The sequence below is a fragment of the Pseudomonas fulva NBRC 16637 = DSM 17717 genome (assembly GCF_000730565.1).
Taxonomy (GTDB): Bacteria; Pseudomonadota; Gammaproteobacteria; order Pseudomonadales; family Pseudomonadaceae; genus Aquipseudomonas; species Aquipseudomonas fulva.
In genome coordinates this window covers 201,495-216,223 of record NZ_BBIQ01000007.1, presented here as the reverse complement: position 1 = coordinate 216,223, position 14,729 = coordinate 201,495, and the positions used below count along the sequence as shown (strand labels likewise).

At 63.4% G+C, this 14,729-nt stretch carries 11 protein-coding genes; 4 read left to right on the top strand and 7 right to left on the bottom strand.

The features are described from left to right. Window positions 1-334: 334 nt before the first annotated feature. From PFU01S_RS09870 to PFU01S_RS09850, 5 genes are all read right to left on the bottom strand, one after another. Window positions 335-1,489 carry an HlyD family secretion protein gene (locus PFU01S_RS09870; protein WP_028687774.1) on the bottom strand — a complete coding sequence of 385 codons (1,155 nt, stop codon included), beginning with the start codon at window positions 1,487-1,489 and terminating at the stop codon, window positions 335-337. Then, window positions 1,486-3,135: an MFS transporter gene (locus PFU01S_RS09865; protein WP_027916362.1), complete on the bottom strand. Its 1,650-nt coding sequence runs from the start codon at window positions 3,133-3,135 to the stop codon at window positions 1,486-1,488. Before PFU01S_RS09865 ends, PFU01S_RS09870 begins: the two co-directional genes overlap by 4 nt. A 75-nt stretch (window positions 3,136-3,210) precedes the next feature. Beyond that, a complete protein-coding gene (gene uvrA / locus PFU01S_RS09860) occupies window positions 3,211-5,724 on the bottom strand; it encodes an excinuclease ABC subunit UvrA (protein ID WP_028687775.1) in 2,514 nt (837 codons plus the stop codon). 112 nt (window positions 5,725-5,836) lie between these two features. Then, window positions 5,837-6,415 carry a hypothetical protein gene (locus PFU01S_RS09855; protein ID WP_028687776.1) on the bottom strand — a complete coding sequence of 193 codons (579 nt, stop codon included), beginning with the start codon at window positions 6,413-6,415 and terminating at the stop codon, window positions 5,837-5,839. Beyond that, window positions 6,399-7,085 carry an HAD family hydrolase gene (locus tag PFU01S_RS09850; protein ID WP_028687777.1) on the bottom strand — a complete coding sequence of 229 codons (687 nt, stop codon included), beginning with the start codon at window positions 7,083-7,085 and terminating at the stop codon, window positions 6,399-6,401. Before PFU01S_RS09850 ends, PFU01S_RS09855 begins: the two co-directional genes overlap by 17 nt. A gap of 102 nt (window positions 7,086-7,187) precedes the next feature. On the opposite strand from PFU01S_RS09850, the gene lexA reads away from it, so the two are divergent. The 4 genes from lexA to PFU01S_RS09830 are packed head-to-tail and all read left to right on the top strand — an operon-like array spanning window position 7,188 to window position 12,918. After that, a complete protein-coding gene (lexA, locus tag PFU01S_RS09845) occupies window positions 7,188-7,796 on the top strand; it encodes a transcriptional repressor LexA (RefSeq protein ID WP_088523740.1) in 609 nt (202 codons plus the stop codon). After that, window positions 7,796-8,416, top strand: coding sequence for a translesion DNA synthesis-associated protein ImuA (gene imuA, locus PFU01S_RS09840; protein WP_027916357.1), 621 nt, complete (start codon window positions 7,796-7,798; stop codon window positions 8,414-8,416). Before lexA ends, imuA begins: the two co-directional genes overlap by 1 nt. A gap of 6 nt (window positions 8,417-8,422) precedes the next feature. After that, complete coding sequence (locus PFU01S_RS09835) at window positions 8,423-9,841, top strand: Y-family DNA polymerase (RefSeq protein ID WP_028687778.1); 1,419 nt, start codon at window positions 8,423-8,425, stop codon at window positions 9,839-9,841. Then, window positions 9,838-12,918 carry an error-prone DNA polymerase gene (locus PFU01S_RS09830; protein ID WP_028687779.1) on the top strand — a complete coding sequence of 1,027 codons (3,081 nt, stop codon included), beginning with the start codon at window positions 9,838-9,840 and terminating at the stop codon, window positions 12,916-12,918. Before PFU01S_RS09835 ends, PFU01S_RS09830 begins: the two co-directional genes overlap by 4 nt. Before the next feature lie 21 nt (window positions 12,919-12,939). Here the strand turns inward: PFU01S_RS09830 and PFU01S_RS09825 are convergent, their stop codons facing one another. Then, window positions 12,940-13,761 (bottom strand): aldo/keto reductase, encoded by an 822-nt coding sequence (locus tag PFU01S_RS09825; RefSeq protein WP_028687780.1) that lies wholly within the window; start codon window positions 13,759-13,761, stop codon window positions 12,940-12,942. Further along, window positions 13,749-14,654: a LysR family transcriptional regulator gene (locus PFU01S_RS09820; protein ID WP_028687781.1), complete on the bottom strand. Its 906-nt coding sequence runs from the start codon at window positions 14,652-14,654 to the stop codon at window positions 13,749-13,751. Before PFU01S_RS09820 ends, PFU01S_RS09825 begins: the two co-directional genes overlap by 13 nt. Between the last annotated feature and the right edge of the window lie 75 nt (window positions 14,655-14,729).

Here is a 14,729-nt window from a genome sequence, read left to right as displayed (position 1 = left end):
GATCAAGATCAAGATCAAGATCAAGATCAAGATCAACAGCGTCTGTGGTGGGGATGATAACGTCTAAACTTGCCGCGATATATATCCCGTGTAGGAGCGACTTTGTGCCGCGATGGCCGCGAAGCGGCCCTAGTGTTTGAATCACAGCAAATAAACTGGGGCCGCTGCACGGCCATCGTGGCACCTCGCTCCTACAAGAAGTGGTGGCTCGCAAAGGTGTTCGAATGCAGCCACACCCTGATTAAAGAGACTGATCTATGGGGTGTAGAGTAATACCCATTGTCCACTCTCGCCAACACGTGACCCATCCAAGGGCACACCCCCCATCAATCCGCTAGCAACCCGCTCTGCCACAGGACGGCTGCTCCCCCGTATCGATACTGACCACCACCGACATACCCGGCCGCAGCCGCGCAGCCTCTGGCTGGCCGGCATCCACTGTGATACGCACCGGAATGCGCTGGGCGATCTTGACGAAGTTGCCGGTCGCATTGTCCGCCTGAAGTAACGCGAACTCCGAGCCAGTGGCAGGGGAAATCTGTTCGATGTGCCCGTACAGTTTGAGATGGTTCAAGGCATCCACCGTGAAACTGGCCGGCTGGCCGATGCGCACGTCGGCCATCTGCGTTTCCTTCATATTGGCGATGATCCACAAGGTATCGGGTACCAGCGCCATCAGCTGGGCACCGGAGTTGACATAGGCGCCCAGGCGCGTCCCGATCTGCCCCAACTGCCCGTCCCTTGGCGCGGTCACGCGGGTGTTGTCCAGGTCGATGCGGGCCAGGGCCACGGCGGCCTTGGCATTCTCGACCGCAGCCAGCAGCGCCGCGCGGTTGACGATCACCGACTCGCGATCCTGCCGGGCAATCTCCAGCGCAGCCTTGGCCTGCGCAAGGCTCGCCGCCGCCGCCGCCTCGCTGGCGCGGGTGACATCCAGTTCACGTCGTGACACAGATCCATCGGTGACCAGCGCCTGGTTGCGCGACAGATCGGCCTTCGCCTTGGTCAACTGCGCGGCAGCGTCATTGATGGCAGCCTGGCGCTGGGCGATGGTCGCCTCAGCGCTCTTGCGCTGCTGCGCATTGTTGGCCAGCGCCGCCTCTTGTTGCTGCTGCTGAGCGATGGCCTGAGCAAGGCGCTGGGTGTAGATCCGGTCATCGAGCTTGACCAGCAACTGGCCCGCCTTGACGTACTGGAAGTCCTGCACTGGCACCTCGACGATATAGCCGCTCAACTGCGGTCCGATGATCGTGACCTGCCCGCGCACCATGGCGTTTTCGGTACTTTCGATGGCGCTGCTGAAAGGGGGCAGGCGCCACGCATAAAGCACCACCAGTACGCCGACCAGGGCGACACAGCCGAAGGTGATGGCTGACAGTATGCGCACCTTGCGAGTGCGTCCGGGTGAAGTTGGCTCACTTGGTGGCGTAGTGCCCTCCGGCGCTTCGGCGATGGCAGTCGTGGTGGTGGTGCGGGATTGTTCGGTCATCGTGTCGGTGCGCCAAGGGATGAGTCGGTCAGGCGAGCCTGACGTTTGCTGTACCAGAGCCAGGTGCCGCGTATGCAGATCCAGATCATGGTGAGAATAGCGATAGCGCCAATGAGCATGAACACATCGTTGTAGGCCAGCACATTGGCTTCTCGGGTGGCCGCGCTAGCCAGTTGGCGCATGCCCACTTCAGTACGCAGGGCAGGGTCGGCGATCAGGCGCCCGACGCTTGCACCCCCACTTTGAACCCGGGCGGTGACCAGCGGTTCCACGCTGCTCAAGTGGTCCATCAGGTGACTTGAGTGAAATTTTTCCCGCCAGATCTGGAACGTGCCCAGCAGCGCTGCACCGATCAGACCACCGAGGTTGTTGCAGATGCCGAACAGCACCGAGAAGCTCACCAGGTTCTGCGGGTTGGCCCGCACATGGCCAATGCCCAGGGCCATGGAGGGGCCCAGGAAGAACGTACTGCCGAAGGCCAACAAAAACTGGCTCAGGTACATTTGCGCAGGCCGGGTCAGGTTGCTCGACGTGCTGTCCATGAAGGCGCCTACTGCCATGGCCAGCAGGGAGATCAGCAGCGGTAGGATCAAGTGGTTAGGGTTGATGGTCAAGGCGCTGGTCGCCAACCCGGCGACCGCACCGAGCAGCATGATCCAGTACAGCGAACGCATCTGTTCACTGGACATGTTGAGCATCTGCAGGAAGCCGACTGCGCCGGTGGATTGCTCGGAGGTGACCATACGGATGAGGATCACGCACAGCCCCAGGCGGATGATGGCGCCGCTGCCCAGCCACCGCGTCATCAGCAGGGGGTTCTCCCGGTTGTGCTCGATCGCCAGCCCGCTCAGGATCAGGACGATCGAGCCTGCCAGCGCCATGCCGATCCACGGCGCATCCAGCCACCAGTCGATGCGCCCAAGCGACAAGGCCGCGCAGAGCAGCGCCGTGCCGCTGGCCATCAGGGCGAAGGTGAGAAAATCCAGAGGCTCGAAGGTCTTGAAGCGGTCACCGGGCGGTAGTTTGAGCAGAAGTACACAGCCCAGGGCTGTCAGCGCCAGCCCCAGTTCGAACAAGTAAAGCCCCCGCCACTCGGCGATCAACAGCAGGTCTTCAGAAAATATCCGTGCCAGCGGCAAGGCCAGCTGGGAAGCGCCAAGGCCCAGGACCATTGCCTTGAGCCGCCACTGTGCCGGGAACGCCTGGATCATGTAGTACAGGCCAAGCGAGGTCAACGCGGCGCCCACCATGCCGTGGGCGGCCCGCACGGCAATGGCCGAATTGAGGTCGTTGACCAGCAGGTGGGCGAAGGTCACCAGGGCATAGAGCACCAGAAACACTTCGGTAAAGGCACGCAGGCCGAATTGCTGGCGAAACTTGACCAGCAACAGGTTCATGGACACGTTGGTCATCACGTAGGCAGCCGGCAACCAGGCCATTTCCGCAGTGGTCGCGCCCAGTGCACCTTGCAGGAACACAAGGTTTGCGGTCACCAGCGCGTTGCCCAGCCCGCCGGTGATGGCGACCAGCAAACCAACCAGACCATAGGCCAGGCGCTTGGCTGGGCTGTGCAGGGGCGTGGACGGCGAACCTGGCAGGGTCGGTTTCTCGTGAGGTAACCACTGGCGGGGTGCGTACTTGTCCATGAAACAGCCTGTCTAAGGTGTTGGATGCAGCCGTTGTGTGGCCGCTTGCGCCTGCGTCGATGTTATCCAGCGCTGCTACAAGGCCCGTGCCAGGAAGGCGGCTGTGCGGCTGTGCTTGGCCTTGGCCACCTGACCGGGGTTGCCGCTGGCGACCACCTTGCCGCCGGCATCGCCAGCCCCAGGGCCGATGTCGATCACCCAATCGCACTGGGCGACTACGCGCATGTCATGTTCGACCACCACCACGCTGTGGCCGTTATCCACCAGGCGGTTGAGCTGCACCAGCAACCGGTCGACATCTTGTGGGTGCAGGCCGTTGGTGGGCTCATCGAGCACATACAAGGTGGCGCCGCGGGCCTGGCGTTGCAGTTCGGTGGCCAACTTGATCCGTTGTGCTTCGCCCCCTGACAGCTCCGTTGCCGGCTGGCCCAGACGCAGATAGCCCAAGCCTATGTCTTGCAGCACTTGAAGCGAACGCCGCGCCGAGGGCTGATCCTCAAACACGCTCAGCGCTTGTTCCACGGTCAGTTGCAGCACCTGGGCGATATTCATGCCTTGCCAGCTTACCGAAAGGGTCTCTGGATTGTAGCGGGCCCCGTGACAGGTCGGGCAAGGAGCGAACACGCTTGGCATGAACAGCAACTCGACACTGACGAATCCTTCGCCTTCGCACGTAGGGCATCGACCTTTCGCGACGTTGAATGAGAAACGCCCGGCATCGAAGCCCTGGGCCTTGGCCTGTTCGGTACTGGCGAATAATTTGCGCACATGATCGAACAAGCCGGTGTAGGTGGCCAGGTTGGACCGAGGCGTTCGGCCGATCGGTTTCTGGTCTACCTGCACCAGCCGCTTGATGTGCTCAAGGCCTGCGCTGACGCGGCCCGTGCTCACCTGCTCTGGCTCGTCTTCCAGGTCAGGCACCTGGGCATCCTGTGAAGCCTCGGCGTGACCCAGGTGTGTGCCTACCAAGTCCAGCAGGGCCTGGCTGACCAGGCTCGACTTGCCGGAGCCCGAAATGCCGGTCACCGCCGTGAAGCAGCCCAGCGGGAACGCTGCACTGAGGTTGTCGAGGTTGTTGCGGGTTATGCCCTCCAGGCGTAGCCAGGCCTGGGGCTCGCGATGTTGGCGGTGTGTCTTGTCCTGTGCCTGGAATAGATAGCGGGCCGTACACGATTGCTCGACCTGGGCCAGGCCGGCCGGAGGGCCACTGTAGAGAACCTTGCCCCCGTGCTCTCCGGCGGCCGGCCCCACGTCCACCAGCCAGTCCGCACGGCGCATGGTGTCCAGGTCGTGTTCGACCACGTACACCGAATTGCCCGCCTGCTTGAGGCGCTGCAGGGCATCGAACAAGGCTTCGCTGTCGGCCGGGTGCAGGCCGGCGGAGGGTTCGTCCAGCACATAGACCACGCCAAACAGCTGCGAATTGAGCTGCGTAGCCAGGCGCAGGCGCTGCAGCTCGCCCGAAGACAGGGTAGGGGTGCTGCGTTCGAGTGCCAGGTAACCCAGGCCGAGCTCAAGCAGCGTGTCGATGCGCACCAGCAGCTCACTGGCAATGCGTTGCGCGGCCAGGCGTTTTTCAACTGTCAGGTCATCGTCCTGAATCAGGTACTCGGCTGCCGCCACCTTGCGCAATACCTCAGCCAAGGCCTGCAGGGGCAGTTGCGAAAGCGCTGCGATATCCAGGCCTGCGAAGGTGACACTCAATGCCTCGCGCTTGAGACGTTTGCCTTGGCACGTGGGGCAGGGGCTCGGGCGCATGTAACGGGAAACGCGCTTGCGCATCTGTGCACTTTGCGAGTGCATGAACGTATGCAGCACATAGCGCCGAGCGCCGGTGAACGTGCCTTGGTAGCTGGGTTCTGCCTTGCGTTTGAGGGCGGCACGTGCCTGGGCCGGCGTAAGGCCCGCGTAGACCGGCACGGTGGGTGTTTCTTCGGTGTAGAGAATCCAGTCACGCTGCTTCTGGGGCAGATCGCGCCAAGGCACATCCACGTCGTAGCCCAGGGTGACCAGAATGTCCCGCAGGTTTTGCCCTTGCCACGCCATGGGCCAGGCAGCCACTGCGCGCTCCCGGATGCTCAATGAGGGGTCCGGGACCATGGTCGCCTCGGTGACCTCGTAGACCCGGCCGAGCCCATGGCACGCGGGGCAGGCGCCTTGCGGCGTGTTGGCCGAGAAATCCTCGGCATACAGCATTGGCTGGTCCGCGGGGTAATGGCCTGCACGCGAGTACAGCATGCGGATGGAGCTCGATAGCGTGGTGACGCTGCCTACCGAAGACCGCGCACTGGGGCTGCCACGCTGCTGCTGCAGCGCCACCGCGGGAGGCAAGCCTTCGATGGCGTCCACGTCCGGTACACCCACTTGGTCGATCAGCCGCCGAGCGTAGGGCGCAACCGATTCGAAGTAGCGGCGCTGGGCCTCGGCGTACAGTGTCGAAAAAGCCAAGGAAGACTTGCCGGAACCCGACACTCCGGTAAACACCACCAATGCGTCGCGCGGTACCTCTACATCGACATTCTTGAGGTTGTGCTCGCGCGCACCCCGTACACGAATGAAACCGCTGAAGGCGGGTTTGTCGCTTGGCATGTTGCTGTCCTTGCTTGGCAGTCGGGTCGAGGAGACATAGCAGGCCAGCGATCACGTATGGCCTGCGGTCGAATAGGAATAGCTGTAGGACGCTCCAAGCGGCCAGGAGGTTCTACCGGGCAGCCTGCGAGCCGAGTGGAGCGTGGCCATCCACCTGGACGCACACCGTCCGGTCACCCACCGTTTTGCAGGGCCAATGATCATTGATGTAAGCATCCGGGGTAAAACACACCCGGTCATCATTGACCCAGAACATGTGCCCGCGCGATCCGGAAATGCGCAGTTTGGTGCAGGGCCGATAGTCCTTGATCAGGAGCGTGGCCGTGCTGACTGCAATCATCACCGGGGCCGCGATGCATATCGCCATGAGTGTGACCTGAAAAGAGCGAAGCTGGAATCGAGCAAGCCAGGACCCCCTCGGCGGGTCGAACTTGCGCCCGGTAAAAAAGCCGGTCATGGCAGCGGCGATTACAATGGGCGTCAACGAAATCACCCCGATCAAGAAGAAAGCTCCAAATGAAGTCTCGACCACCGGAGCACCGCGGTACAGGCGCCCGAAGACTGGTAGCACATCCACCCAGATGGCATACAACGCCAGGCTGCACACGGCGACCATGCCCAGCCCAATACCCAACGCTACGAAGCGAAACAGCAAGGGGCTGCGCAGGTGAAGCTCAGCGTGCTGTGTCATCGCTTCCCGCCGGTGCCCTGTCCGCGCCCAATAACGCCCACAGGCGCGCATCTTCGAAGTTGTCGATGACCAGGCGCGCACCTGCCTCGATCAAACGTTGTGGCGTCTGGGTAGTGGCAAGGCCGACCGTGAAGATCCCGGCAGCGCTGGCTGCCCGAACGCCCGGTAGCGAGTCTTCGAAAGCCAACGCCTGGTCAGCATGGGCATCCAGTCGCTGCAGGCCGGTCAGGTAGGGAAGCGGGTCGGGCTTGGGCTTGGCCAGTTCATCGGCAATCACCACGTGGTCGAACCTGTCGCTCAGCTTCAGGCCTGCGAGCATGTGTTCGGCATTGAGCCGCGGGGCGTTGGTCACTACGCACATGCCAAAGCCGTGGGTGCTGGCGTGATCGAGCAAACGGATCAGCCCAGGCAGGGGCTCGAGCTTTGGTGACATTTCACGAAAAAGCGCTTCCTTGCGTTCGGCAAGTGCCTGGCACTGCAAGGCAGTGGCACCCTCGAACAACTCGGCGAACAGTTCGCCATTGGCCCGGCCGCTGATCTGAGCATCGAACTGGCCCTGGCTCAATGCTCGGCCGTCGTATTCACGCAAGAGCTGGCGAAACGCCTGTAAATGGAGGGTATCGGTGTCGGTGAGGGTGCCATCTAGGTCGAACAGCAATGCATTGAGCATGGGGATTTCCAAAGCAGGTACAGGGTGGCCATAGGATCATAACCAATGACGACGACGAAGGGGGCTGGTCAGCGTGCTCCGGAAAGAGTACAAATGTGCTCCATGGATAATCTAACCCCCAAGCGCCGCGCCATTTTCGATTTCATTCGCGAGCGCATCACCGAACAAGGCCAGCCCCCCAGCCTGGCCGATATCGCCACGCGCTTTGGCTTTGCCTCACGCAGCGTGGCCCGCAAGCACATCACCGCGCTGTGCCAGGCAGGCTACATCGACGTCACCCCCAATCAGGCCCGCAGTATTCGCCTGGCAAGGCCGCTACGCCGGCCTGAAATGCTCGAACTGCCGGTGCTCGGACAGGTGGCCGCGGGTGCGCCGATCGGGCCGGACCTCGACATCCACGAGCAATTGATGCTCGACCCCAGCCTGTTTCGCCGTACCCCCGATTACCTGCTCAAGGTGCGCGGGGACTCGATGATAGGTGACGGCATCCTCGACGGTGACCTGGTCGGCATCCGCCAGCAGGGCGATGTACGGGAAGGGCAGATCGTGGTCGCTCGGCTGGACGGCGAGGTGACCATCAAGCGCCTCCAGCGCCACGGCGAGGGCTATCGGCTGGTGCCGCGCAATCCGGCGTACGCACCAATTGACGTAGGGCCGGATCAGGAGCTGTTCATCGAAGGCATCTTCTGTGGCCTGGTGCGGCGCGACTGATGGGCGCGGTCATTGATCTGGACAGGCTGCTCGACCAGCGTCGGGTATGGCGTGGCCGTCAAGCCCAGGCCCGGCCACAGGGTCTGCAACCGACCGGGCATGCCAGCCTGGACGAACGCCTGCCCGAAGGCGGCTGGCCGGCGGCGGCGCTCAGCGAATTGTTGCTCGTGCGGCCTGGTAGCGGCGAACTGCAATTGCTTTGGCCCACGCTGGCGCGCCTGAGCGGCGAGGGCGGACGCGTGGTGTTGGTATCACCTCCCTTCATTCCTTTTGCGCCAGCCTGGCAGGCGGCGGGTATCGACCTGCGCTGGCTGTTCCAGGTCGACGCGGGCACTACCGACACCCTGTGGGCCGCCGAACAGTGCCTGCGTTCGGGCAGTTGTGCCGCGGTGGTATGTTGGCCAGAACGCGCCGATGACCGCGCCTTGCGCCGCTTGCAGGTCGCGGCGGAAACCGGGCAGGCCCTGGCGTTCGCCTGCCGTGGGCAAGCGGCCATGCATAACCCGTCGCCTGCGGCATTGCGCATCGCCATCGACGCACGCCCACCCCAGTGGCGGGTACTCAAATGCCGTGGCGGCATGCCGCCGGCCTTACCGATCGCGTGTTCAAGGCAGGGATGATGGAACATGTTGTGGGCCTGCATTCTATTTCCGCAGTTGGCGCTGGACAGCCTGCTGCGCGAGCGCGACGACCGTGACGCACCGCTGGTGCTGCTGGGTGGTCCCAGTCAGCGCCGGGTCCTGCAATCGGTCAACCCTGCGGCAGCCGCTCTGGGGCTTCGCGCCGGCCAAACCCTGACGGCCGCCCGTGCGCTGGCCGATGGCTTCTCCTGCCTCGAAGTCGATCCCAAGCGCATCGATGCTTTGCAGCAGTTGCTGGCCGCCTGGGCATATCGCTTCAGTGCCCAGGTCAGCTTGCACTATCCGCGAACCTTGTTGCTGGAAGTAGGGTCGAGCCTGCAGCTGTTCGGGCCATGGCCGGTACTGGAGGCGCGCTTGCGCCAGGAACTGTCTGCGCTGGGCTTGCGTCAACGCATCGTCCTGGCCAGCAATCCGGTGGCTGCGCGCATGCTGGCCAATACTCACGACGGGTTGGCGTTGGAGGATGCCGCTTCGACTCGTGCGGCACTGGCCGAAATGCCCATCGACCGGATCGGCCTGCGCCCGGAGGATGCCCAGGCCTTCGGCCGCATGGGGTTGCGCCAGCTGAAACATGTACTGGCGCTACCGCGCGACGCATTGGCAAGGCGCTTTGCTGCCCAGGTGCAGTTGCACCTGGACCAGTTACTGGGCATGCGCAACCTGGGCCTTGCATTCTTCGAACCGCCGGACCGTTTCGAGGCGCGGTTGGAGCTGAACTTCGATGTGGAGTCGCACCAGGCGCTATTGTTCCCATTACGTCGCATGCTGACAGACCTGGCCGCTTTCCTGGCTGGGCGCGACTGTGGCGTCCAGCGATTCAAGGTGTACATGGAGCACGCGCAGGGCCATGACACCCAGCTTGACGTTGGATTGCTGGCCGCAGAACGCGACTCAGCCATGTTGCTTGAACTGGCCCGTGGCAGGCTGGAATTGGTGCGTCTGAAGGCGCCGGTGCGCAACCTGCGCCTGGTGGCCGAGGACTTGCCGCCGTTCGTGCCTCAGCACAAGGCGTTGTTCGATCCACGCGCCCAGCAGGCCCAACCGTGGGAACAACTGCGCGAACGCTTGCGTGCACGCCTGGGTGACCAGGCCGTGACGGGGCTCAGCGCCGTGGCCGATCACCGTCCTGAACAGGCATGGCAGGCCAATGAAGTCGGCCAGTGGTCCAGCCTGTGCGTCACACCGGGCAGCCGTCCTGGCTGGCTGCTGGCCACCCCCACGGTGCTCGACGAACAGGCCTATCAGGTTCACGGGCAGGCCGAGCGCATCGAGTCCGGTTGGTGGGACGGCGCGGACGTACGCCGTGATTACTACCGCATCGAAACCCGTGAGGGCCTGCGTGGGTGGGCCTACCGTGACCTCGGCCAAGGCGGGCCGCTATGGTTGCAGGGCTGGTTTTCATGAGCGGCTTTGGCTACGCGGAGTTGCATTGCCTGAGCAATTTCAGCTTCCAGCGCGGAGCGTCAAGCGCGGATGAGTTGTTCCGCCGGGCTCGCGAGCAAGGCTACCAAGCCCTGGCCATTACCGACGAATGCACCTTGGCTGGCATTGTGCGCGCCTGGCAAGCGGCGAAAGAGCAGGGTGTACGGCTGATCGTCGGCAGCGAAGTGCAACTGCAGGATGGGCCCAAGCTGGTGCTGCTGGTGCAAGACCTGCAGGGCTACCAGAACCTTTGCGCCCTGATCACCCGTGCGCGGCGTCGGGCGCCCAAAGGGGACTACCAGCTGTTGCGCGAGGACCTGCCTGCGCACAGCAAGGGCCTGTTGGCATTATGGGTGCCTGATGATGTTGCCGATCAAGCTGTGGGCGACTGGTTGAGGGAGGTCTTCGCGGCCCGCCTCTGGCTGGCCGTGCATTTGCACCGCGGTGTCGGTGACGACCAGCGCCTGGAGCGTCTGCGCGCATTGGCGGCAACCTTGGGTGTGAATGCGGTGGCGTGCGGGGATGTTCACATGCACGTGCGCGGTCGGCGCGCCCTGCAAGACTGCATGACGGCAATTGGCCGGCGCTGCCAAGTGGCTGAAGCAGGGCGCTTTCTGTACGCCAACGGCGAGCGTCATTTGCGTACCCCTGCCCAATTGGCCGAGTTGTATCCCGCCGACCTGCTAGCCCAGACCTTGGTGATTGCCGAGCATTGCCGTTTCGACCTTGGTGAGCTGCGCTATCGATACCCCGAAGAACTGGTGCCCGCTGGGCATACCGCTGCCAGTTGGTTGCGTGAGCTGTGCGAACAAGGGTTGCCGCTGCGCTGGCCCCAAGGCCCGAGCGATCAAGTTCGCCAAGCCCTTGATCGGGAGCTGGCCCTGATCAGCGAGCTAAGCTACGAGAGTTACTTCCTCACCGTTCACGACATCGTGGCCTTTGCCCGCGAGCAGCACATCCTGTGCCAGGGGCGCGGCTCTGCCGCCAACTCGGTGGTGTGCTTCGTGCTGGGGATCACCGAGCTGGACCCCATGAAACATCGGTTGCTGTTCGAGCGCTTTCTGTCACGCGAGCGCAACGAGCCGCCGGACATCGATGTGGACTTCGAGCACGACCGGCGCGAGGAAGTCATCCAGTACGTGTTCAGGCGCTATGGTCGACACCGCGCGGCGTTGACGGCGGTCGTCAACACCTATCACGCCAGCGGGGCGGTACGCGATGTCGCTCGCGCATTGGGCCTGCCGGCCGACCAGGTGGACGCCCTGGCCAAATGCTGCGGCCGTTGGAGCGACCGCATCCCCGATGCACAGCGTTTGGCCGAGGCGGGGTTCGATGCAGGCAACCTGATGTTGCGGCGTATCCTGGTGCTAGCCGGTGAGCTGATCGGTTTTCCCCGGCACCTGTCACAACACCCAGGTGGCTTCGTCATCTCGCAACAACCCCTCGACCAGCTGGTGCCCGTGGAAAACGCGGCCATGGCCGAACGCACCGTGATCCAATGGGACAAGGATGACCTGGACATGGTCGGCCTGCTCAAGGTCGATGTGCTGGCGCTGGGCATGCTTAGTGCACTGCGTCGCTGCTTCGCGCTGGTGCAGCAGCACCGTGGGCGACATTTGACGCTGGCCACCGTCCCTGCCGAAGACCCGGCCACCTATGCCATGATCAGCCGCGCCGAGACCATGGGCGTATTCCAGATCGAGTCCAGGGCGCAAATGGCCATGTTGCCGCGCCTGCAGCCCAGAACCTTCTACGACCTGGTCATCGAGGTCGCCATCGTGCGCCCTGGCCCCATCCAGGGCGACATGGTCCATCCCTATTTGCGCAGGCGGCTCAAGCAGGAACCGGTGACCTATCCATCGCCCAAGCTGAAAGCGGTGTTCGAGCGTACCCTTGGCGTTCCGCTGTTCCAGGAGCAGGTGATGGAGTTGGCCATGGTGGCGGCTGACTACAGCCCCGGTGAGGCCGACCAGCTGCGTCGCAGCATGGCCGCCTGGAAACGCCACGGCGGGCTGGAGCCGCACCGCAAGCGCTTGCTCGAAGGGATGCAGCGCAATGGCTACGAACTGGCGTTCGCCGAACGCATCTTCGAACAGATCAAGGGCTTTGGCAGCTACGGATTTCCCGAATCCCACGCCGCCAGTTTCGCACTGCTGTGTTATGCCAGCAGTTGGTTGAAATGCCACGAGCCGGCCATCTTCACCTGCGCGCTTGTCAATAGCTGGCCGATGGGGTTCTACAGCCCCGACCAACTGCTCCAGGAGGCCCGCCGCCAGGGTATCGAGGTAAGGCCGGTGGACGTGTGTCACAGCCAGTGGGACTGCACGCTCGAGCCTGGGCCCGGGGGAGAACTGGCCATTCGCATGGGCTTGCGCTTGGTCCGCGGCCTGGCCGAAGCCGATGTGCGCCGGCTCGAACAGGCAAGGGCGGTGCAGCCGTGGCGGGACGTCGAGGACCTGTGCCTGCGCTCGGCCCTGGATGAGCGCGCCCGGGCTCGTCTGGCGGACGCAGGGGCCCTGGTCGCGCTGGCCAGGCACCGGCACCAGGCGCGCTGGGAGGTGGCGGCGGTGCAGGCGCAATTGCCTTTGTTCGCCGACGTGCAGGCGCCCCCGGAGGAACGCGTCGACCTGCCGGCACCCACCGTCGGCGAAGACTTGGTGGCCGACTATCATGCCATGGGCACGACCTTGGGGCCCCACCCATTGACCTTGCTCCGATCCCGTCTGCGTGCCCTGGGCTGTCGCAGTTCCGGTGAACTGCACGGCGTCGAACATGGCGACGCCATTGCCATGGCAGGGCTGGTGGTGGGCAGGCAGCGGCCACAGACCGCCAGTGGCGTGACCTTCGTAACGCTCGAGGACGAGTTCGGCATGGTCAACGTGGTCGTATGGCGGGACCTCGCCGAACGGCAGCGGCGCGCGTTGGTCGGCGCTCGGCTGATGAAGGTCAGTGGCCGCCTGGAACAGGAAAATGGCGTACGCCATTTGGTGGCCAGGCGGCTGGAGGATGTCAGCGTGCTGCTGCAGGGGCTGGACGTACGCAGCCGGGATTTCCACTGAACCCCTGCAGCACGGCTTTGCTTACACCATCGCTAGGCGCTGCTTGCGGGTGGGTGCTTCGAATGCCTGGTCGATGGCGTTCAGGTCATCGGCGGTCAAGTTCAAACGCGCTGCCTCGGCATTGAGCCTGACATGCTCGGGTGTCACGGCTTTTGGAATCGCGATCATGCCATTGTGCCGCGTGACCCAAGCCAGGCAGACCTGGGCCGGGGTAGCACCATGGTCGTGGGCGATCTGCTTGAGCACTGGGTGTTGCAGCAAACGCCCTGCCTGAGCAAGGGGGCAGTAGGCCATGATGGGCAGTCCCTGCTGTATCGACCAGGGCAGCAGGTCGAATTCGATACCTCGTTGCGCAGGGTTGTAGAGCACCTGGTTGGTTGCACAATCGGGGTTGTCCAGTTCTTGAAGGTCATCCACGTCGAAGTTGGACACGCCCCAACGCTTGATCTTGCCTGCCTCGCGCAGGCGCTCGAAAGCGTCCACGGTTTCCTGCAATGGGTACTGACCGCGCCAGTGCAGCAGGTACAGATCAATGCAGTCGGTACCCAGGCGCTTGAGGCTGCGCTCGCAGGCGGCCTGCGTGCCGCGCTGGCTGGCGTTGTGCGGGTAGACCTTGCTCACCAAAAATACCTCGTCCCGACGCCCGGCGATGGCCTGGCCCACCACCTGTTCCGCACCGCCCTCGGCATACATCTCGGCGGTGTCGATCAGGCGCATGCCCAGGTCGATGCCTTGTTGCAAGGCAGCGACTTCGGCCGCCCGACGGCTCGGGTCTTCGCCCATGTACCATGTGCCCTGGCCGATGATCGGCACGTTGGCGCCTGCCAATTTCACGTCACGCATGTCACCTCCGGTGGATGGGTATTATTCAGTAGAACATCCAGCAGCGCCTGGGCTGCCGTTGACAACGTATGCTCGCGCAGGGCCATTACGCCAATGCGCCGCTCGACGGCAGGTTCGACCAGGGGGATGCAGCGGGCCCCCAGCTCCTGCATTTGCGTGATACACAGCGCCGGCACCGCGCTGACGCCCAGACCACTGGCGACCATGCGGCCTACGGTTGCAAGCTGATGGCTTTCGAAAGCCACCGCCAGCTTGCCGTGCTGCACCGCCACGTTCTGCTCGAGCAACAGGCGCACGGCAGAAGGACGCTGCAGTGCCACGAAATCCTCGGCCAGAAGCTGCGCCCAACTGATTTGCGCGAGCCGGGCCAAGGGCGAGTCAACCGGCACGACCGCAACGAACCGGTCAAGGTACAGCGGGTGAAAGTGCAAGCCCTCGACATTGTCTGGCTCAAAGCCGATGCCCAGTTCGACGCGCCTGTGCCTGACCAGTTCCTGCACCTGTTCATTGATGACGTCGTGCACGGTCACGTTGACCTTGGGGTAGCACTGGCGAAAAAGCTTGAGGGCACCTGGCAACAGGTTGCCAGCAAAAGAGGGCATTGCCGCAATGGCCACCCGGCCCAGTTGCAGGGTGAAGCGCTGGCGCAGCACTTCTTCGGTGTCGTCCCAGTCAGCCAACAGGCGACGTGCCAAGGGCAGCAGTACCTCACCTTCGGCAGTCAGGCTGACGCTACGCGTGGTACGGCTGAGCAGTGCGCCGCCCAAGTTCTCCTCCAGCGCCTTGATGGTCAGGCTCAGGGCGGGCTGCGAGATGTGCAGGTGCTCACCGGCCTGGGCAAAGCTCTGGAACTTGGCCACGGCGACGAAGGCGCGCAGTTGCTTCACATTCATGGGACCCGCCTATGCTTTGATTTGGAGTGCTTATCAATCGATCATAAAAACAAAATTAACAAATCAGTGAGCAAG